Below are 20279 nucleotides of genomic sequence, written 5' to 3' on the forward strand. Positions count from 1 at the left end.
CCATTTCTACCACTTACATTTGCATCAAGATCATTAGGGGTGCCCCAATATACCGGGCTGAGATCATACCCATATTACCTGATCCGGGTAGTGCCGGCGAAGGGAAATGAGAAATAGCTTATCGTACGTACTGCTATTGGGTAAACAACGAAAAAAGGAATACCCCTTTATTCCTTTTATGTTTAACCGAATTCGTTAATTATTATGATTCGTATGTATCTGGCAGCAGCAGGAATGCTTTTGACGCAATGGGCATTGGCCCAAAACCGCATTCAAGGAGAAATCAGGGATGCCGAAAACGATGTTGCCCTTCCCGGGGCCACCATTATGGTCGAAGAAACCGAAAAAGGCACGGTTTCCAACAGAAATGGTCACTTTGAGCTAAATGGTATGGCGGAAGGCGAATGGGATTTGAAAATATCTTATGTAGGATACGAGCCCATCTGGGCTACGGTCCGGGTTCCCCAGGATTCACCGCTTCTTATCCGACTAAACCCCATGACCGTTACGACAGAGGAGTTTATCGTCACCGGAACGAGGGCTTCTGCCACCACCCCCACCACCTTTCAGGTGATCGACAAATCAGACCTTTCCAAAAATAATCTTGGCCAGGACCTACCGCTATTGCTCAATTATACCCCTTCAATCGTTATCCACTCCGATGCAGGTGCCGGGGTCGGTTATACGGGCTTGAGGATCAGAGGTACCGACCAGACCCGAATTAATGTGACGGTGAATGGGATTCCGCTGAACGACGCCGAATCACATGGCGTTTTCTGGGTGAACATGCCGGATTTTGCATCCTCGGTAGAAAACATTCAAATCCAGAGAGGCGTAGGCACTTCGACCAATGGAGCGGCCACCTTTGGCGCCAGCCTGAATATCCAAACGGATACAAAAAAAGAGGCCGCTTATGCCGAAACCGATCATTCGGTCGGCTCTTTTGCGACCCGCAAACATACCATTAAGGCAGGTACAGGGCTGATAGACGACCGCTGGGCTGTAGATGCCCGACTTTCAAGAATTTCTTCTGAGGGCTACATCGATCGGGCTTTCTCGGACCTGAAATCCTATTTTGTATCCGGTGGCTATTTTGGAGAAGACCATGTTGTAAAGGTCAATATCTTTTCCGGATCAGAACAGACCTACCAGGCCTGGAACGGGGTACCTGAAAACCTGCTGGAAACCGATCGCACGTATAATAGCTACACTTATGAAAACGAGACTGATAATTACCAGCAGGATCATTATCAGTTTATTTATGCAGGTACCTGGGGAGACTACCTGAAGGCCAATTTCGCCTTACACTACACTCAAGGACAAGGATATTACGAGCAATTCAGACCGGATGACAACCTACCGGATAACTATGGAATAGATCCTATAGTCATCGGTAACGAAGAAATCAGCCAAACTGATATCATTCGTAGAAGGTGGTTGGACAATGATTTTTATGGGGCAGTATTTTCCCTGAACTATGTTTCCAAAAATGGTAAAGTGGATGCCATTTTAGGCGGTGGAGCCAACCGCTATGATGGAGATCACTTTGGAGAAATCATCTGGATGGGTGTTAGTGGAAACACCGATATTCGAGACAGGTACTATGACAATATAGCCGTCAAAGATGATCGGAACCTGTACTTGAAAAGCACCTATGAATTTCGTGAAAGATTGTACCTTTTTGGCGATTTTCAGTGGAGAAATATTTACTATCGCTTCGAGGGAATCAACAGCGATCTAAGGACGATCACCGGTAGCCAGAATTATAACTTTTTTAATCCTAAAGTTGGCTTGTCTTATGAAACAACCAATGGAAAGACCTGGTATGCATCCTATGCCGTGGCCAACCGGGAACCGGTTCGTGCGGATTTCACGGATTCTCCGCTCGAAGAAATCCCCAGACCGGAGACGCTGAATAATGTGGAAGCGGGGGTTCGCGTCAATCGCAATCGCTACCAATACAGCGCCAATCTGTATTACATGGGGTATCAGGATCAATTGGTACTCACCGGCCAACTAAATGATGTAGGCGCTTATATACGTGAAAACGTTGCGAGCAGCTACCGGGCCGGTATAGAACTGGATGGAGCGTTGCAGCTTAACACTCGTTGGACAATTGGAGGAAACATTGCATTAAGTAGAAATAAGATTGATACTTTCACCGAATACAACGATGTGTACGATGAAAATTGGGCGTTTGCAGGGCAGGAAAGCACCACTTACCAGGATACGGATATTGCCTTTTCTCCCAATCTGGTAGGTAGTGTCCTCCTTGATTTCCGTCCGATAAAAAACCTGGAGCTAAGCCTCCTCAATAAGTATGTTGGTAGACAGTACCTGGACAATACCCAGCAGGAAAGCCGTAGCCTTGACCCCTTCTGGACCACGGATCTACGGTTCTCTTACAGCTGGAAGCCCGGCTTTGTAGAGGAAATGGCATTTTCCCTGAAGGTTAATAACCTTTTCAACGAACTGTACGAACCGAATGGGTATACGTTTAGTTATTTCGTGCCGACAGAGGGAACTAGTGGCAGGGAATTGGTAACTGAAAATTATTACTATCCCATGGCCGGGACCAATTTCCTGGCGGGCCTATCCATACGATTTTAAGAAAAAGATTCCAAGCCACCCCAATCTGTTTTATTTTGCTTTTTGGGGTGGTTTTATTACATGGGAGTACCGTGGGTTTGTCGGATAAGTTGTCGCGATAGAAAAGTAGAACTTTGCAATAATTTTACTGCAAGGGAAGAGACCAGCGGAGCTCCAAATAGCTGTTGTATTTTTCTTCCGAGAAAAAGTCGTTTTCGGAAATACCTATTCCAATTTTTTTGATAGGCCTCCTGAATTTCAGTCAAGTGCTGATTTTCCCGAAAGGCTTCGGCTGCCAGGATTGCTGTATGGATTGCAATGGCCATTCCATTTCCGCACAGAGGTGTAATCATGCCAGCTGCGTCCCCCAACATCAGGATCTGATTTTCTATAGGCTGTTTTGTGGCAAAGCTAATCTCGTTGATCACTTCCGGCCTATCCCATAAAAAATGAGCATTTTGAAAAATTTCACGAATATGAGGATTTTTGTAAAGGTAGGTTTCTTCCATGGCAGCAATACTTCCGGAAGTTTTGAGCTGTTCCCTGCTACCGAGATAACACAAGTTAAAATGCCCGTTTTCTACTTTATTGATGCCTAGGTAACCTCCATTGTAGTTATGCAAGGCCACCATTTGGTCTTCCAGTCCTTCTGCTTGGATATGGTACTTAACGCCTATATAAGGGCTTCTTTTTTGAATGAAGGGGCGATCTAATTTTTTATCAATTTTTGACCTTTTGCCATGAGCCCCCAGCACAAATACCGCCGGAAGGATGGTTCCGTCATTCGTTTCAACTAAAAAGCAATGCTTTTTTGATTCGTACCGGACATCGATAACCTGGGTTTTTTGCAAAAACTGAACCCCTTGCTCCAGGCATTTTTGGAAAATATGATGGTCCAGCACGTATCGGCTTATCCCAAAGCCACCTAATTCCAAAGGAAAATCAGCGTGGTTTCCGTTGACGGCACTTAATCTAAACCGGTTGATGGAAGGCGGATTGTGCTCAAAGGGAAACAAATCTTCCCGAATCAAAAAGTCTTTTACCTCGTTGGACACGTATTCTCCACAGACTCGATGAAAAGGATAGGATTTTTTTTCTATAACCAGCACCTTTTTACCTTGCCTGGCCAGTAAATAGGCTGCCGTCAATCCGGATAATCCTCCTCCAATGATAATGATTTCATTTTCAAACATGTCTGGTTTTTTAACTATCCTTGCTCGGGATGGTTTGGAAAAGGGTAAAATTATTTCAACAAGTGATTTCCATTCTACATAAAGAATGGATTTAAAAATAATCCTTTAATTTCGTCTTTCCATTAAATCTACTTAAATGAAAAAATACACGCATTGGTCAAGGTCAGGTTTGCTGATTGTTTTTTTGTTTAGCTTTTGTTTCACCCTATGTTTTACAGAAGAAGCCCAAGCTCAACGTAAAAAAAGAAAAGATAAGAAAGAGGAGGTTGAAAAACAAGACGAGAAGGATTCTGAAGAAAAAGAAGACTCCAAAGGAGGGTTAAAACCCTACAAAGAGGTCATTACAGAAGGAGCGCAGAGCCAGGAAGGGCTTTTTGACGTGCACCTGGTAGATGGGGCCTATTTTTATGAAATTCCCGAGGAGATGCTGGGTAGAGAAATGCTTATGGTCACTACTATTTCCAAGACCGCTTCGGGTATAGGATATGGAGGAGAGCGCACCAATACCCAGATGCTACGCTGGGATAAAAAGGACAAAAACCTGCTACTTCGGGTAGTTTCTTACTCAAATACCGCATCCGATTCACTCCCGATCTACGAAGCGGTGAGAAACTCAAATCTGGAACCTATTCTTTATCGCTTCGATATCAAGTCTAAAGGAAAGGACGAAAAAGGCTGGGTGATAGAAGTGACGGACCTTTTTTCCAAGGACATACAGGCCCTTGGCTTGCAGAAAAGCCGTCGTACCCAATACAAAGTATCCCGATTGGACACCGACCGCTCTTATGTGGATAGCATCCGTACCTATCCTACCAATATTGAAGCCCGGTATGTACTTACTTATGCCGCTGCCGAGCCTCCCTCTAATTCCAGCACAGGCTTGATTACGGTAGAAATGAACAGTAGCATGGTTTTGCTTCCGAAGGAACCCATGATGCAGCGACTAGCTGACCGTAGGGTGGGCTGGTTTAGCACCCGGGTGACCGATTACGGTCTGGATGCGCAAAAGGCCAGCAAGCGGACTTACCTTGACCGCTGGAGATTGGAAGTGAAGGAGGAAGACCTTGAAAAATTCAAGGCCGGAGAGTTGGTAGAGCCCAAAAAACAGATTGTTTATTACATCGATCCGGCTACGCCAAAAAAATGGGTACCCTATCTAAAAGCGGGGGTTGAGGACTGGAATGTTGCATTTGAGGAAGCGGGCTTTAAAAACACCATTGTGGCGAAAGATGCTCCTACGCCTGAGGAAGACCCGAATTGGCATCCCGAGGATGCGCGCTATTCCGTGATTCGTTATTTTGCTTCTGATATTCAAAACGCCTATGGTCCCCATGTTTCCGACCCTCGGTCCGGTGAAATCATTGAATCCGATATTGGTTGGTACCATAATGTCATGAACCTGCTGCGCAATTGGTTTTTTGTCCAAACTGCAGCTATCAATCCGGAATCCCGGGGAACCGAATTTGAAGATGAAGTGATGGGCAGGTTGATTCGTTTTGTATCCGCCCATGAAGTAGGCCATACCCTCGGGTTACCCCACAATTTTGCCTCTTCTTTTGCCTATCCGGTAGATTCCCTGCGTTCAGCTACCTTTACCCGTGAATTCGGTACGGCTCCCTCCATTATGGATTATGCCCGGTTCAATTACATTGCACAACCTGAGGATGAAGGAGTACACCTGTATCCAGAAGTGGGCCCCTATGACAAATTCGCTGTTGGCTGGGGCTATAGACCCATTCCAGAAGCCAATACTCCGGAAGAAGAGCAGGCCATCCTGGACCGATGGATATTGGAAAAACAGGGAAATCCGGTTTACCGGTACGGTCGGCAGGGCAACCCCTACGATCCCAGTACTCAAAGCGAAGACTTGGGTAACGATGCGATGAAGGCTTCCGGCTACGGCATCCAAAACCTGCAACGGATCGTACCAAACCTGATCGAATGGACGGCAGAGAAAGACAAACCCTATAAGGATTACAGTGATCTGGAGGAATTGTACGGACAGGTCTTGGCCCAGTATAACCGATACATGGGACATGTACGAACCAATATAGGCGGGGTCTACGAAATCTATAAAGCTACAGGTCAGGAAGAGGAAGCCGTGTATACCCACGTAGACAAAGCCACCCAAAAAGAAGCCATGGCGTTTTTGGTCAATGAGTTATTTGCTACCCAGGACTGGCTGACCAATGAGGCCATTACCCATAGGATTGAAGATTTTGGAATGCTTGACCGCGTGCGAAAACTTCAGGTAACCACGCTGAATGGCATTCTGGAATGGGGTAGATTGGGAAGGGTCATTGAAAACCAGGCCCTGAACGGGGCATCGGCCTATGGATTGCTGGAGATGATGGATGACCTCAGCGAAGGGATATGGTCCGAGCTTCCTCAGGGTAAAACCATCGATGTCAACCGCAGAAGCCTGCAACGTGCGCATTTAGAGCGGCTGGAACTCCTCCTTAGCGAAGATGAAAGCGGGAGGTCAGCTTCCTCTTTAGACGCCTCTCAGTCAGATATCCGTCCAGCTGCTCGGGCCGTCTTAAAAACCCTTCAAGGACAAATTCAAAGGGCCATTCCCAGAACCGGAGACCGGATGAGTAAAATCCATTTAGAGGATTGTCTGGAACGTATTAAAGAAATTCTGGATCCTGCCTAACGACCGGGTTCCAGGTAAAAGTTTAAAGGCTGATTTCCGTGAGGAGTCAGCCTTTTTTTTCTTAATAAAGTGCCTACCTTAATTTTCTTTTGCCGGGCAAGTCTTTATTCCAACCAGCGTATAAAGGGGACAAAAACTCACCAGGCTTGTTAGCAGAAAAATAGCTGCCACTGCAATAAATACCAAGCCTAAGGTTCCTGACACAGCTCCTGTAAAGTAAAGATACAGGGCGACAATAGCGATAATGGTCCGCACCACACGATCAATAGTACCCATGTTTTTTTTCATGATAGGTTGTGTTTTGGTTTTTCATGGTTAGCATTACGGTCTGTTACCGTAATCCTCAGATAGATATACTAAAGATAGTCATTGTGTAGGAAGGTTTGTGTGATTCCTGTCACGGATAGTAAAGATTTGTTGATTTTAGAGCCGGTCTTTGTGCCCAGAAATGCTATTCGTTTTTAGACCTCGATTCGATGCAAATTTGCTCTTGCAGGGGACGATGGACGTGACATTTATTAGCGATTTCCAATAGTTTTTTTGTTGGGTTTCGTTGACCTTTTCGTTTTTTTTCAGGTAAAACTGAGCTTATCTCCCCGATCAGGAAACACTTACCTGTATATAATGAAAATGAGCGGAATGACAACGACCCAATGCCGCAAATCAGGCCTGTGCTTATAGCTACCACCGCAACCTGCAATCCAGGTGCCGCCCGAAACGGCATCTTTTGGGTACACTATTTTATTGACCCGAATGCCGGCAGGTCATTGGAGGAAGCGTTTTCCGCTCCACCCGTTCATCCCTGCTTGAGGTAAGTAGAAATTCATGGGCACTGGGAATATAAGATACGGTACACATATGCAGTTTTGTTTTAGTGGTTGGTATTTCGTTATACCTGCTAGTCGGGTTTTTCTGAATTTCCTGACAGCCCAAATTGTTTTTTTACCGAAAGTTCAGTTTATTGCATGGTTACAAAAAGGATGATATATGGCGGTTCGATGGATTGCACTCTTACTCTTTATGGCCGGAACGAATCTACATGCGCAGCAATATTTTGAAAAACAGTATGCCGGAGTCTGGGAACGAAACCTGAACTATTCGAAAGCCGTGGCGGAAGCCATGCCCGAGGCTGGCTATGATTTCAGACCTACGGATGAAGCCATGTCTTTTCAGGAGCAATTGCTTCACGTGGCAGATAATATCAGCATGCTGACCTCGCGCATTACCGGCGATCGTAAAAATTTTTACCGCAAAGAGGATGCTACCGGCTTCAAAAAAGTAGATGTAATGGCTGTTCTGGATCGGGCCAATGCCTATGTGCTGGATTTGATCCAAAATGCCTCCGAATCTCAGCTAAATGAGGAGATTGAATTTGGCGGCGTTTCCATGACCAAGGAAAATATTTTCTACCTGTTGCGTGACCATCAGGCCCATCACCGGGCCCAATGCCTGGTATACCTTCGGATGAAAGGGGTATCGGCTCCCGGCTACGTCGGCTGGTAGAAATCCCGCTTAAGAAATGCCCTTTGGGCAATATTTCGTTCCTTTTCGGAAATTATTGCCTGGGAAGGCGTGTTACTTAGCTATGAGCGTATCCTTTCCACGATTAATTTGTTTTGTCGCCTGGACCTTTTTTGCGGTTCCTGCTTATTCTCAAAGCCTGCCGTTTAAAGCCTTGCTAAAAACCACCTATGACAAGGACTTCCCGCTGGTCTACCCCGAGCAGAAAGACTTGCTGGAGGAGGCCGTGATATTGGATACCCGGGAATGGGAGGAATTTTCGGTTAGCCATCTTGAGTCAGCCCAATGGGTAGGGTACGAAACCTTTTCGATGGAATCGGTGGCAAAAATTTCAAAGGACGAAACCATTGTCGTTTATTGCTCCGTTGGTGCCCGAAGTCAGGAAATTGGAAAAAAACTGAAAGCGGCCGGGTACCAACATGTATACAACTTGTATGGAGGAATCTTTCACTGGGTCAATGAAGACAATCCGGTCTTTACAGGCGACACCATTCAGACCGATCGGGTGCATACCTACAATAAAATGTGGGGCATGTGGCTGAATAAAGGGGAAAAGGTATATTAATTTCGGCTTTGATGACCGGATCATTCTAAAATTACCAATTGTGAAGGTATCAATTTTTAGACAGTTGGCAACCTAATCACCCTGGCACTTATTTATCTAACCCGGCCATTTTCTTTTTGCAAATACCTTTTCCAGCTCCTTAAGGAAAATTGGTTGGAGTAATTGCTAATGGTTTTTACCGCAACAGCCAGGAAGTGCTTTTCTCCGTAACCTACCGGCGTGATTTCAGCTACATCGCCTTTAGAAGTATAGCCGACAGTTACCCAGATATCCCCTAATTGTGATCTCATATCGACTATAAGTCAGTTCTTTTTATTATTTTTAACTAATGAAATCGATCCTGCCTAAGGCAGACAGACATGACGAAATTGTCACACACAGAGATGCCTATTAAAGCTTGCGAGATTCCAAATGGCAGCTAAAAAATTATTATAATCTTATGAAATCAAAAGCCTCACTTCTTGAAAAACCTCAGTTACTGATCTTTGATGTAAATGAAACCTTATTGGATTTGAGTCCTGTAAAAAGTAGGGTAAATGAACTAAGGGGTGATGCGCATGCCTTTAAGGAGTGGTTTTCCCTGCTGTTGCATTACTCCTGTGTAGAATCACTAACCGGTAATTACCGTGAATTCGGATCCATAGGCAAGGCAACACTGAAAATGGTTTTTCAGGAATACCAGAAAGACATTCAGGAAAAGGAGATAGAGGAGGTTTTAGGCTTGATGGGTACACTTCCTGCCCACAAGGAGGTTCCCGAAGCCTTGGAATTGTTTCGACACGCGGGATATACGCTGGTAGCACTGAGCAACGGTAGCCTGGATCTGGTTCAAAAGCAACTGGATCATGCAGGGCTTTCCCCATTTTTTGAACGGATTTTCAGTGTTGATGTCACCGGTAAATATAAGCCCGACCCGGCTACTTATAAGCATGTATTGGATCAAATGCAGATCCAAGCCAACAAAGGAATGTTGCTGGCGGCCCATGCCTGGGATATTCTCGGAGCCCAGCGAGTGGGAATGCAAACGGCATTTGTCTCCCGCCCTGGAAAGGTGTTATATCCGGAGGCACCCCTTCCGGAATACTCCGGGAATTCGTTGGTGCAAATTGCCGTACAAATGGAGTAATAGTTGGTTTGATGGATGGAATCAATTGAGCCTACATTTAATTTTAGAAGTACGCATTTCATTTGGTATCATCAGCTATAGTAGGAACAGAATTTTGGTGAAAGATATTGAAAGGCTATAACGAGCTAAAGATTCACAACAAAACGTAAAAACATCCATGAAAATCCTTATCCTGTTTGTTCTTTTTTTGTTTAACGTATCTTGTGGGAATTCACCATTGGGCGGGGAAGATACCGAGCCGCCATCTCACGACATTTTTGATTCCTTGCTCTCGCGACATGTAGACAAGGAGGGGTTAGTGGATTACAGGGGGTTTATTGCTGATAAAGAGGAGTTTAAAAATTACCTGCAATTACTTAGTCAAAATCCGCCCGATAGAGATACCTGGTCCAGGGAAGAGCAACTGGCCTATTGGATCAATGCCTACAACGCCTTTACCATTAAGTTGATCATTGATCACTATCCGGTAGAAAGCATCCGGGATATCGGGCCATTATTGGATATCCCCCTGGTGAATACTGTCTGGCATCTGGAGTTTTTTGAAATTGGCGGGCAACCGGCCAGCCTGGATGAAATAGAGCACAAGATTCTTCGAAAAGAGTTCGACGAGCCTCGGATTCATTTTGCCATTAATTGCGCTTCGGTTTCTTGTCCGAAGCTATTGAATCGTGCTTTTAGGGCAGAAAAGATGGAAGCCCAGTTGGAGAAAGTTAGCAAGGAATTTATCAACGATCCCAACCGAAATGAACTGGGTACTGATAGCGCTGAAATTTCCAGTATCTTCTCCTGGTTTGAAGAGGATTTTACAACAAATGGCAGTTTAATTGATTTTTTAAATCAATACGCAGAAACACCTCTCCACCCTTCCAGTAAAATTAGTTACAGGGATTACGATTGGAGTTTGAACGAATGAGTCAGGTATAAATCAAATCAAGCCTTTTTTTTAGAGTCAGCACCGGGTTTATGGAGTGACTTTTTAGGGTGATTTTTCGACATTCCCCGGACTGCCAGGGGGTTGAATTTTTAAAAGGTGTTGTCCATTATCCTTTTTTCCAGAAAGGGTCCCTTCTGCAGAACAGGAATTGGGAACTCGAAATGGTGATTTTCAATTTTTATTTAAATTAATTCCAAATAGCGTTGTTTAGATTTAGTCTAATTAATAGCTTTGTCAAATCATTCAATTAGTAACCGATATGAAGCTTAAATCCATTAGTCTGATTCTTTTTACCCTGGGATTCGGATTTGCCGCCTGGGCACAAAATGCTAGTATTAAAGGCACCGTAACCTCCGCCGATGAGTTACCGCTGGAATTTGTAAATGTGGGCATTCAAGGCCTATCCAAAGGGGCCACAACGGATCGTTTGGGAACGTATGAGATAAAAAACATACCTCCGGGCACCTATGAAATCTTTGCCTCGCTGGTGGGAGCAGAAAGGCAAACAAAAACCATCCAATTGCAGCCAGGACAAAAGGTGGAGTTATCTTTTCGGCTCCAGGAATCTTCCACCCAGCTCGCTGAAGTGGTGGTTTCCGATCAGTTTTCAAACCGCTTTTATGAGGACAGTGCTTTTACGGTGGCCAAACTGCCCCTAAAAGATCTCGAAAACCCGCAGGTGTATCAATCCATCAGCTCGAAACTGCTGAAAGAGCAAGTGGTGACCAATATGAACGATGCCATGAAAAATGCCACCGGCGTGACCCGGCTTTGGGAATCGACCGGCAGGGGCGGCGATGGAGCCGAATACTATTCCATGAGAGGCTTTTCCGTTCAACCCACCATGGTCAACGGCTTACCTAGTGTCAATAACGGCGCCCTGGATCCCGCGAATATTGAAAGCATTGACGTTATCAAAGGTCCTTCAGGAACCCTGTTTGGCAGCCCACTGATTTCCTACGGTGGCTTGATAAATGTCTCCACCAAAAGGCCCCTGAATATTTTGAAAGGGGAAATTGGATTCATTACGGGAAGTTTTGGTCTGAATCGGGTCACCGGAGATATTAACCTGCCGCTTTCGGATCAGGCGTTTATGCGGGTCAATACGGCCTACCAATCCCAGAATACTTTTCAGGATGCAGGGAACCGAAAATCCTTTTACATTGCGCCTTCTTTCAAATTGAAGGCCAGCGATCGGTTGACATTTCTGATCAACACCGAATTTTTGGATTCTGAGGCAGCCAATGCTCCCATGATCTTTTTGAACCGAAACGCTCCCTTGAGTTTTACCAGTATTGACCTGTTTGAAGACAACTATTTCCGTTCGTATACCAGTAACGACCTGACCATGCGGAATACTACCTTCGCCATACAGGCCCAGGCCATGTATGAAATTTCGGACTCCTGGACATCACAAACCGCACTATCCAGAAGTTCCACCAAGTCCGCCGGGTATTACCACTACCTTTGGGATCAGTCCAACGGCGATGAATTCGTTCGGTTTATTTCCAACCGCAACGGGCAAACCCTCACCACGGACATTCAGCAAAATTTTATCGGGGAGTTTTCTCTCGGCAAATTCGAAAACAAAATGGTCGTCGGACTGGACTTCTACGAATCGGGTTTATTGGATGGCAGCTCTGGATGGCTTGCCAACGGCACGGTGTCGCTACAGGAGGGTACCGATACCGGAGACCTGACACGAGCGGGTGTGGATGATATTTTAAAGGGAACCTTTGTCGGAAATTCCATGGCCAAAACCCAGGTGGTAAGTGCTTACGTATCCGACGTCATTGCCTTTACACCAAAATTATCTGCCATGGCTAGTTTGCGGGTAGACCGGTTCAGTGATCAGTCAGAAAACCTTTCAGAGGAAGAGCGGAACGAACAAGTAGCCTTGTCGCCAAAATTCGGCCTGGTATACCAGCCGATAAAAGACAAAGTCTCTCTATTTGGAAATTACATGAATGGGTTCGTAAACGTGGCACCACGGCAGGTAAGCAATGCCGACGGGTCCAATCCCAGAGTAGAATCCTTCTCCCCCGAACAGGCCAACCAGTGGGAACTTGGCGTAAAGACAAGCCTATACAAGGATAAATTGGCGGCTACCCTGAGTTATTATTCCATCGGCATCGATAACCGAATCATGATAGATCCAGCCAACATCAACAATTTCATACAAGGAGGAAGCGTGGAAAGCAAAGGACTGGAATTTAGTCTGGTAGCAAACCCAATCAATGGCCTGAATATCGTTGCCGGTTACTCCAAAAACACCTCGGAGGTGACCGGGGATAATCCGGAAAACGGTTACCTGGGCATGCGCCCGGAAGAAGCCGGTCCGGATCGCCTGATCAATTTCTGGGCAAGTTACACGGCTCCTCAGGGACCCCTTAAAGGCTTTGGTCTGGGATTTGGTGGGAACGCAGCCAGCGAGCACCTTACCTTAAACAGAAGTACCACGGGTACTTTTGCCCTGCCGCCGTACGAGGTGTTTAATGCTTCCCTTTCCTACTCAGGACCGCAATACCTGTTGGCACTAAAGGTCAATAACCTAACAGATGAGTTGTACTACTCAGGATGGTCTACCGTGACTCCGCAGAATACACGAAACATTAGTCTGGCATTAAATTACCGATTCTAATGCGTTTGAAGAAATACATCAGAAAAATGCACCTCTGGCTCGGGTTATCTTCCGGGCTGGTGGTATTTATCGTCGCCGTTACCGGCTGTTTGTACGCGTTTCAATCTGAAATACAGGACCTGCTCCAGCCTTATCGCTTCGTGACTCCTCAGGAAACGGCAGTGCTACCCCCCAGTAAAATTTGGGAAGCCGCTGATGAGGCCCTGCCGGGAAAACACCTGCATGCAGTGCTCTACCCCACCGCAGAGCGGGCCGCCATGGCGATCTATTACAGCTTTGAAGAGCATTATTACTATTTCGTCTATGTCAATCCCTACACGGGAATGGTGCAAAAGGTAAAGGATGAATATGCGGATTTTTTCAGGATTATTCTGGATGGTCATTTTTACCTTTGGCTTCCTCCGGAAATCGGGCAGCCGGTCGTAGCCAGTTTTACCCTGGTCTTTCTGGTGATGGTGTTGTCCGGGCTGGTACTTTGGTGGCCCAAAAAGAAGGTTAATCTGAAGCAAGCCCTTAAAATCCGCTGGAATGCGCGATGGAGACGAAAAAATTACGATCTGCACCGGGTTCTTGGTTTTTATGTGATGGTATTTGCATTGATTTTTGCGCTGACGGGATTAGTGTGGGGGTTTTCCTGGTTTCGGGACGCGGTCTTCTACACGACCACTGGAGGTAAACCCTTTATTGAGTACTACACCCCCCATTCTGATTCTACCCAGGTATCGGATGCTAACACTCCAGCCATAGACCGGGTTTGGGCCAAAATGAATAGTCTGTATCCAGATGCTGACTGGATTGAAGTACATCCTGCCGAAAGCGAACACGGAGCCATCGCGGCCAATGCCAATCCGGATGCGGATACCTATTGGAAAATGGATTATCGCTATTTCGATCAATACAGCCTGGAAGAAATTCCGGTAGACCATGTTTGGGGCCGATTTCCGGAGGCTGGCTTTGGGGAAAAACTAAACCGAATGAACTACGACATTCATGTGGGAGCCATTGCAGGCCTGCCTGGTAAATTCCTTGCCTTTTGCCTGAGTGCCCTCATTGCATCGTTGCCAATTACCGGATTTATGATTTGGTGGGGGAGAAGGAAAAAGTCCAACGCAGGAAAAGAGAAGCAAGTCTTAACCAAAAAACAAACCAAAACATTGGTAGAAGCGTAACCTTTATTACATCAGTCTTTATTCTTATTTTAGCCAAAAGACAACTTAAACTATAGCTGGATGAAGACTGAAATGAGGTACACCAATCAGGTAGCGGTAATTACCGGCGCAGCCGATGGCATTGGCAAGGCCATTGCACAGCGGATTGCTGCCGAAGGAGCCAGCATTGCGCTGTGGGACATAAAAGAAGAAAAATTAAAAGCCCTGGAAAGCGAATGGCAGGCAAAAGGAATACCTGTCAAAGCTACTGTCGTAGATATTTCTGATGAAAAGGCAGTGGAAAAGGCCTTTCGGGACACTATTGAAGCTTTCGGTCGATTGGATATTCTGGTCAATTCTGCGGGTATTGTGGGTCCTACGCAAACGAAAATTACCGATTACCCCACAGCAGCCTTTGATGAAATCTATCAGGTAAACTTACGAGGCTCCTTTCTAACCAGCAAATACGCATTGACCTGGATGGAAAAGGGAGGTAAAGGCCGGATTCTGCTAATTGCCTCCATTGCCGGAAAAGAAGGTAACCCCAATATGGTCGGCTATTCGGCGACTAAAGCCGGGGTCATTGGTTTGGTGAAGGCACTAGGTAAGGAATATGCCGCTACAGGCATCACCGTAAATGGACTGGCACCGGCAGTCATTCGAACACCGATGAATGCCGATACGGCTCCGGAGCAATTGGAATACATGGCCTCCAAAATTCCGATGCAACGGCTGGGTACCGTGGAAGAAGTTGCCGCCATGGCTTGTTGGATCTGTTCGGACGAAGCCAGTTTTACGACCGGATTTATCTATGATTTATCCGGTGGCAGGGCTACATATTAACAGAAAGGCCCTTTAGGAAATTTTTTATGAGGATTTGGGATTCGTTTTGTTTTTCAAACATGCCCATGTGTCCGCAATTTTCCAGTATATTGAAATCCGTCACCGCCTCCTGGTGTTTCAGGCTGGCATCTAGTGGAACCGCTGGATCCTGATCGCCGCAGATCATGAGTTTTGGCTTGCTAAATTCCCTTAGCGTAGCCATGTGATCAGCCCGGTCACGCATGGCTCGGGTATACCCTATCAGGCTTTCTTTGGAATGGAGAATACCGCGGCTGATCAGGTTCTGGATTTCCTGCTGGCAGGAGTCCCGATTTTCTGCCGAAAACAAGGGAGGAACAAAGGAACGAATAAAAGGGGCTACTCCGTGCTTGTCCAGAAAAGCGACGGTTTGATTTCGGGTTTCTTTTTTCATTGGCGTATCGGGAAAGGCCGTCGAATGAAACAAACCAATGGCCGATAAAGACAGGTTCGACAGCGTGGCCATTTCTAGTACCAGGTATCCGCCAAGCGAATGGCCCAGCAGACAAGCGTTTGGGATATTCTGGTTTAACAGCCATTGCCCCAGCGATTGCGCTACGGTTTGCAAGGTAAAGCCCTCCCCAGGTGCCTTGCTTTCCCCAAAACCGGGTAGGTCCGGACACCAGACTTCATAGCTGTCCGCCAGTGGCCTGGCAAAGTCGGTCCATATTTCTTTGGTTTCACCAAAACCTGGTAACAATACGAGGGGCAAACCTTTTCCGTATTTCAAATAGGCGATTTCAGGCATATTTCATTAACAAGTTTAGCAGTTTGCGATCTAGTTTTTCTCCATGCCAATCTTCGTATTCCACATCCTTCCTGCCAGAGTTTAATACCCCAAAAGTACCCGAAAACTCCCAAAGGCCAAAACCTATCCCATGGGCATGCTGAATATCCAATATATCCTCAAACCAGGATAAAAACACCTCGTGGGGAGTTTTATTGTAGCAACCCAATTCCCCACAATGTACGCCTACCCCTTGTTCCAGCAAAGATATCCAAGGGGCATAGTGTTTCTCCAAATCCTCCCGGCTGTAATATTTTTCGTTATGCATGCCGGGCCAGACCGGATCTTTCAGGCTATCGGGGTCTTTGTAAACCCAGGAGGCCTTGTGATGGGAAATGTGCATGGGGAAATAGCCGCGGCAACTCTGGTGCAGGTCCAGGTCCGCCAGTTCGGGAACAGCCATGCCCCCACCGCCATTTCCATCAGCAATGACCAAGCGGTTTTTTTTGACGGATTTGATCGTATTTAAGGCTGCCTGAGCCACTTTCCGGTATTCTTCTACCGGTACCGGCCCTCCCGGAGAGTGCTGATCGTTCGGATTTTCCCGTTTAAAGGGCTCATTGACCAGGTCAAAACTCAATTTTTTGGAGGAGATATTTTTGTAGCGTTTTGCCCACATTTCCCAATGGGCGCAGAAAGCATCTAATGCCTCCTGATCTTCCCATAGATTGTAAGGTTCCTGAAAACCGGCATTGATGCAGAAGCCCGGTGCCCGGTGTAGGTTCAGGCTGACGTGTAACTTCTGCTCGTGGCACTTATCGATCAGCGTATCAATTTCTTCCAGCCTTCTTTCGTCAAATTGCATCACCTCTTCGGGAGTGATGGGTTTGCTGCGGTCAAAATCCAGGTAACTGGGATAGGAAATGGGAATGCGGACAAAGTCAAAACCCCAGTCGGCCATCCATTTGAAATACTCGTCTTTGCTTTTGCGTCCCTTATCCGGATCCGGATTAAAAAAATCCAGCAAATTAAATCCCCGCCAACGCGGCAATTTGTTTTTGGCTGATGCGAAGCTGCTTTGCTGAAGTGAAAGTCCTATCCCTGCGGTGAGGAGCGCGGACTTTTTGAGAAAATCTCTTCTGGAATTGGAGTGGGATAGCATGGGCTTAACAGGTTATTTGGTTTGTATCCGGCATTGAATTACCAGGAGACAAAATAAAAAATAAATGCCAAAAAACCAGTGATCCTTTTTAATGGACATCCAATCTTCATGAATTTCCAGGACGCAAAAGAATTAACCACATAGCGCACATAGGTCACATAGTTTTGTAGCGACAAAAACCTGGAATTTGTTAAGGGGTTATCATTCCGCTCCGCGGAATTTGCAATTCCGTGGTTCAGATAAAGGGGATTTGCAATCCCCAAAACTGTCTCTGGGAGTTGGCAACTACATCCCAGGTGTCTGATTGGTTACGCAAACGAGGCATTTGTAATGCCGGAAACCAAAGACAAACCCTAAAAAGACCGTCTCTTAAAATGCACCCGATTAGCCATTACAAATGGCTTGTTGGCGGGTCTTTTCTGTTTATGATTCCGAAAATAGTTGGGTGATGTAGCATACTTCAGCCTGTACTGAGCGATCATATGTTTCAACTTCGCCTTATGGCGTGGGCAGCGTCGGGCTTCGGCAAGCTCAGCCCAAAAGGCATTCCTTAATTCATTGGTTCGGTTGCTTTGATCCGATTGATTTTGAGAGAAATCTCATTATATTTACTTAAAAAAAAGCATGAGCATAGCGGAATTAAAATTAAGGCTACATCAAACCATTGATTCCATCAATGACCGAGCTAAACTTGAGGTTCTGTATGCATTATTAAAGGACACGAAGTCTAAATATTCCCCGATGGATTTAAAAGAGTATGTAAATTCCATTGACGAAGCCATCCTTCAAGTGCAGGCAGGAAAAATCTCAACAGTAGATGACTTGGAGAAAGAATCCGAGCGTTGGTAAAAATACAGCAACATAAACCCGTTATATGGTCTGATAAAGCCAAAATGGCTCTAAAGGATCATTATGATTGGATAAAATCAGAGTCCAAAAGTGCAGCAGACAATGTAAGGCGGGAAATTATAAGATCTACCAAAACGCTGGTCCTGAACCCTGAAAAACACCAGTTGGATGAATATTATCCAAACAATCCAGGTAACATCCGGAGGTTTTTCAGGTGGAGTTATCGGATCATTTTTCAAGTTAAGATGGATCAAATCGTAATATAAAATGTAATCCACACCAGCCAGGAACCGAATAAAAGCAATGACAGCTAAATCCGTCCTGTTAAACCGGGTTGTAGATAAAAGTTTGAAGCGACTTCTACTCTCCGGGGAAAGTCTTGCAGGTGAAGGATGGATTCACATAGGGGCGGTCAATTTTCCCTCCATAAAGAATCTCCCTAACCAACGGTCAGGGAGATTTTTTATTTCTAGTTCACTCCACCTTTAGCTGCCGGGTGACGGTGCCATTGCGGTGGTCCAGGTGGACGACATAGACACCCGGCTGGAGGTGGCTGATGTCCAGCTCATAACTGCTGTCCGCAGGAGGGTCTTCCACACAGATCCTTTCCGCTCCCGTCAGGTCAAAGACCCGGATGCGCTGGGGAGGGCTGTCGAAGCTGTACTCCTGGTACTCCCGACTGGTTTTGTTTTCAGATTGAAGAATGGCTTTTGCGGATTCATCCAAAGGCATTTCGGTAAGTGCTATGCGTACCCTGCCGTTGGCGGGGTTGGGATTAAGGCTCATGGAATAGTACGAACAGCCATACACATTGAGATATACGTTCTGAAAGGCACCCTGACCACAAGAATTGACGGCACGCACCCTTACGGTATACATATTCGGTGTTGTAAACCAGCAAGCCAGCACCTCATTTCTGGTACCTGCGGTAAAACAACTGACTCCGGCAGGCTGCTGCCAGATAAAGTTGGTAATGTCAGCATCTTTATTGCCTTCAGGATTGGTATTATAGGGATCATAGAAGGCGTTGATATAGGTGTATTCGTTCAGGCAGATGGGGTAGTAATTGGCATCCACCTGCATGCTGGTATTGGGTACGCCCACCCAGATCTCCCGGCTCACCTCGTATTCCCACAGTCCGTATCCACTGTGTAGGTAAGGGTGGCTGCACCACTGACAGAAGTACCTGCCGCCCGTAAGGTGGCGGTAGTTCCCGTACCCATTCTTCCTGTGGAGGGAAAGAGGTAGGTAGGCGATACCGCCCAGGTCACCGTCTGCCCTGCGGGAACATTTTGGAGGGTGAAGTTGGTATTTGTGGTGCAGATGCGGTCGGGTCCGGTTATAGACATCCCCAAAGGAGAACTTACAAAACTATGCCGAATTCCGCCTGGAGAAAGCACTGCACGCATACGGTTACGCTGTCCCTGGGTAAACATATTCATGCATGCATCGTCGGTATAATCCATATAGTTCATAAACATATCATCACTTTCGCACGAAGCTCTTGGATGATTAGGACACCCTGTACTTGACCATTCTTGGAAAGGAGTGTCGCCTACTAAATCATCCCCACATAACTCATCGCCCCAAATGTGTAACAAGTTCAACCAATGTCCGATCTCGTGGGTTGCCGTCCTTCCTTGGTCAAAGGGAGCATCTACCAGTCCCGTTGTCCCAAAAGAAGTAGTATTGATAACTACTCCGTCAGTATTTGGCTTTGAAGCATATTGATCAGGAAATTGTGCATAGCCTAAAACGTCGTCTGCCAGATTTGCTACCCAAATATTTAAATACCGATTGGTGGGCCAAGCTTGGCTGCCATTTATGCCAACTTTTATTCCAGTCAGAGTTTCGTTAACTTGATCTCCATCCATCTCCACAGTATATTCACCTTCACCTTGAACTCTGACCACACCGTTTGTTGGGTTGTCATTTGGGTCTATGCAAGCCAAATAAAATTCAATCTGGGAATCTGCTGCTACTGGTAAAAACGCACCGGGTGTGTTTACACCATCTGAATTCATTCGCCGAAAATCTTCATTTAATACGTCAATTTGTGATTCTATTTGTGCCATCGCAATGTTGAGACCTGTACCAACGGGAACACCATTATGCAAAACATGCACAACCACTGGAACTCTAATAATGGATGGAACATTTCGTACGGCACCTTCATTTAATTGGGTCAGCCTGTTTTATACTTTCCAAATTCATTATGCTTGCGCATCTGTCTTGCGGCATCCCTAAATGGGAAAAAAATAAAATCGTAAAAATTGATAATATAATTCTTTTCATAACCTAATGATT

The 20279-nt window shown here is 45.9% G+C and carries 19 protein-coding genes and 1 riboswitch; of the genes, 12 read left to right on the forward strand and 7 right to left on the reverse strand.

Translation table 11 applies throughout. The features are described from left to right. The first annotated feature begins 25 nt into the window (after nucleotides 1-25). A riboswitch (TPP riboswitch) is annotated at nucleotides 26-122 on the forward strand. 82 nt (nucleotides 123-204) lie between these two features. Beyond that, nucleotides 205-2610: a TonB-dependent receptor gene (locus GKS34_RS13360; protein WP_163385343.1), complete on the forward strand. Its 2406-nt coding sequence runs from the start codon at nucleotides 205-207 to the stop codon at nucleotides 2608-2610. 56 nt (nucleotides 2611-2666) lie between these two features. On the opposite strand, the gene GKS34_RS13365 is transcribed toward GKS34_RS13360, so the two are convergent. Further along, a complete protein-coding gene (locus GKS34_RS13365; RefSeq protein ID WP_163385344.1) occupies nucleotides 2667-3782 on the reverse strand; it encodes an NAD(P)/FAD-dependent oxidoreductase in 1116 nt (371 codons plus the stop codon). A gap of 136 nt (nucleotides 3783-3918) precedes the next feature. Here GKS34_RS13365 and GKS34_RS13370 point away from each other — a divergent pair, with 136 nt between their 5' ends. Beyond that, entirely contained in the window at nucleotides 3919-6438 is a 2520-nt protein-coding gene (locus tag GKS34_RS13370; RefSeq protein ID WP_163385345.1) for a zinc-dependent metalloprotease, read from the forward strand. Nucleotides 6439-6516: 78 nt separating this feature from the next. On the opposite strand, the gene GKS34_RS13375 is transcribed toward GKS34_RS13370, so the two are convergent. Then, entirely contained in the window at nucleotides 6517-6726 is a 210-nt protein-coding gene (locus GKS34_RS13375; protein WP_163385346.1) for a YgaP family membrane protein, read from the reverse strand. Nucleotides 6727-7091: 365 nt separating this feature from the next. On the opposite strand from GKS34_RS13375, the gene GKS34_RS13380 reads away from it, so the two are divergent. From GKS34_RS13380 to GKS34_RS13390, 3 genes are all read left to right on the forward strand, one after another. After that, on the forward strand, nucleotides 7092-7253 hold the full coding sequence (locus GKS34_RS13380) for a hypothetical protein (RefSeq protein WP_163385347.1): 162 nt from the start codon (nucleotides 7092-7094) through the stop codon (nucleotides 7251-7253). Between the two features lie 172 nt (nucleotides 7254-7425). After that, nucleotides 7426-7941, forward strand: coding sequence for a DinB family protein (locus GKS34_RS13385; RefSeq protein WP_163385348.1), 516 nt, complete (start codon nucleotides 7426-7428; stop codon nucleotides 7939-7941). An 82-nt stretch (nucleotides 7942-8023) separates the two neighbouring features. Continuing rightward, a complete protein-coding gene (locus tag GKS34_RS13390) occupies nucleotides 8024-8524 on the forward strand; it encodes a rhodanese-like domain-containing protein (RefSeq protein ID WP_163385349.1) in 501 nt (166 codons plus the stop codon). A gap of 92 nt (nucleotides 8525-8616) precedes the next feature. Here GKS34_RS13390 and GKS34_RS13395 read toward each other — a convergent pair whose 3' ends face one another. Then, the gene (locus tag GKS34_RS13395) at nucleotides 8617-8814 is read right to left on the reverse strand and encodes a hypothetical protein (protein WP_163385350.1); all 198 of its coding nucleotides are present in this window, start codon (nucleotides 8812-8814) and stop codon (nucleotides 8617-8619) included. A 149-nt stretch (nucleotides 8815-8963) separates the two neighbouring features. On the opposite strand from GKS34_RS13395, the gene GKS34_RS13400 reads away from it, so the two are divergent. The 5 genes from GKS34_RS13400 (at nucleotide 8964) to GKS34_RS13420 (ending at nucleotide 15216) form a co-directional block, all read left to right on the forward strand. After that, the gene (locus GKS34_RS13400) at nucleotides 8964-9650 is read left to right on the forward strand and encodes a haloacid dehalogenase type II (protein WP_163385351.1); all 687 of its coding nucleotides are present in this window, start codon (nucleotides 8964-8966) and stop codon (nucleotides 9648-9650) included. 157 nt (nucleotides 9651-9807) lie between these two features. Continuing rightward, complete coding sequence (locus tag GKS34_RS13405) at nucleotides 9808-10563, forward strand: DUF547 domain-containing protein (RefSeq protein ID WP_163385352.1); 756 nt, start codon at nucleotides 9808-9810, stop codon at nucleotides 10561-10563. Nucleotides 10564-10843: 280 nt separating this feature from the next. Then, nucleotides 10844-13225 (forward strand): TonB-dependent receptor, encoded by a 2382-nt coding sequence (locus tag GKS34_RS13410; protein WP_163385353.1) that lies wholly within the window; start codon nucleotides 10844-10846, stop codon nucleotides 13223-13225. Beyond that, nucleotides 13225-14394 carry a PepSY-associated TM helix domain-containing protein gene (locus GKS34_RS13415; RefSeq protein ID WP_163385354.1) on the forward strand — a complete coding sequence of 390 codons (1170 nt, stop codon included), beginning with the start codon at nucleotides 13225-13227 and terminating at the stop codon, nucleotides 14392-14394. The genes GKS34_RS13410 and GKS34_RS13415 overlap by 1 nt, the downstream gene beginning before the upstream one ends. Nucleotides 14395-14454: 60 nt before the next feature. Next, nucleotides 14455-15216: an SDR family NAD(P)-dependent oxidoreductase gene (locus GKS34_RS13420; RefSeq protein ID WP_163385355.1), complete on the forward strand. Its 762-nt coding sequence runs from the start codon at nucleotides 14455-14457 to the stop codon at nucleotides 15214-15216. On the opposite strand, the gene GKS34_RS13425 is transcribed toward GKS34_RS13420, so the two are convergent. Both GKS34_RS13425 and GKS34_RS13430 read right to left on the reverse strand, forming a co-directional pair. Next, complete coding sequence (locus tag GKS34_RS13425; RefSeq protein ID WP_163385356.1) at nucleotides 15206-15982, reverse strand: alpha/beta fold hydrolase; 777 nt, start codon at nucleotides 15980-15982, stop codon at nucleotides 15206-15208. The two genes, GKS34_RS13420 and GKS34_RS13425, sit on opposite strands and share 11 nt — an antisense overlap. Next, nucleotides 15975-17123, reverse strand: a complete 1149-nt coding sequence (locus tag GKS34_RS13430; protein ID WP_163385357.1) for a cellulase family glycosylhydrolase — start codon at nucleotides 17121-17123, stop codon at nucleotides 15975-15977. The genes GKS34_RS13425 and GKS34_RS13430 overlap by 8 nt, the downstream gene beginning before the upstream one ends. A gap of 624 nt (nucleotides 17124-17747) precedes the next feature. On the opposite strand from GKS34_RS13430, the gene GKS34_RS13435 reads away from it, so the two are divergent. Beyond that, on the forward strand, nucleotides 17748-17972 hold the full coding sequence (locus GKS34_RS13435; protein ID WP_163385358.1) for a hypothetical protein: 225 nt from the start codon (nucleotides 17748-17750) through the stop codon (nucleotides 17970-17972). Further along, complete coding sequence (locus GKS34_RS23745) at nucleotides 17966-18238, forward strand: type II toxin-antitoxin system RelE/ParE family toxin (protein ID WP_163385359.1); 273 nt, start codon at nucleotides 17966-17968, stop codon at nucleotides 18236-18238. The genes GKS34_RS13435 and GKS34_RS23745 overlap by 7 nt, the downstream gene beginning before the upstream one ends. A gap of 208 nt (nucleotides 18239-18446) precedes the next feature. Here GKS34_RS23745 and GKS34_RS13445 read toward each other — a convergent pair whose 3' ends face one another. Further along, nucleotides 18447-19094: a T9SS type A sorting domain-containing protein gene (locus GKS34_RS13445; protein WP_163385360.1), complete on the reverse strand. Its 648-nt coding sequence runs from the start codon at nucleotides 19092-19094 to the stop codon at nucleotides 18447-18449. Beyond that, complete coding sequence (locus GKS34_RS13450) at nucleotides 19091-20047, reverse strand: zinc metalloprotease (RefSeq protein ID WP_163385361.1); 957 nt, start codon at nucleotides 20045-20047, stop codon at nucleotides 19091-19093. The genes GKS34_RS13445 and GKS34_RS13450 overlap by 4 nt, the downstream gene beginning before the upstream one ends. Nucleotides 20048-20279: the final 232 nt, after the last annotated feature.

Origin of the sequence: Cyclobacterium jeungdonense, from assembly GCF_010994275.1 — a bacterium.
Classification (GTDB): Bacteria; Bacteroidota; Bacteroidia; order Cytophagales; family Cyclobacteriaceae; genus Cyclobacterium; species Cyclobacterium jeungdonense.